Here is a 473-nt window from a genome sequence, read left to right as displayed (position 1 = left end):
GTGCGGCCGAGCGACCGCGCCGTGATCCTGTCGAGCGGCGGCACCACCGGCACACCAAAGGGCGTCGTCGGCCTGCACGCGCACTATGTCGCCGCCGGACTGCAACTCTACGAGTGGACCAAATCGGCGTTGAAACCCTGGACCGACGTAATCATGCTGCCGCTACCGCTCTTTCACGTGTACGGCAACGTCGGCGTGCAGCCGCTGGCTTTTGTCGCGCCCAACCCGCTGTCGCTGGTGCCCAACCCGAGAGACCTGGACGACGTGCTGGCCACGATCAAGCAGGTGAAGCCCGCCTTCTTCAACGGTGTGCCCACGCTCTACACCGCCATCCTGAACCACCCGGCGGTGCGGAGCGGCCAGGTGGACCTGCGGTCGATCAAGCTGTGCTTCTCCGGTGCGGCGGCGCTAATGGCCACTACCAAGCGGGATTTCGAGGAGAAGACAGGCTCCACGATCGTGGAAGGCTATTC

The 473-nt window shown here is 64.9% G+C and carries 1 protein-coding gene; it reads left to right on the top strand.

Annotation, left to right across the window (positions count from 1 at the left end; genetic code table 11):
• Positions 1-21 precede the first annotated feature (21 nt).
• A partial coding sequence (locus I6F37_RS38875; RefSeq protein ID WP_368736812.1) for an AMP-binding protein occupies positions 22-473 on the top strand: 452 nt, incomplete at its 3' end.

It is taken from the genome of Bradyrhizobium sp. NBAIM08, assembly GCF_020193935.1.
In the GTDB taxonomy this organism is placed as follows: domain Bacteria; phylum Pseudomonadota; class Alphaproteobacteria; order Rhizobiales; family Xanthobacteraceae; genus Bradyrhizobium; species Bradyrhizobium yuanmingense.
The sequence above is the reverse complement of the archived record's forward strand: the minus strand, read 5'-3'. Positions and strand labels throughout refer to the sequence as shown.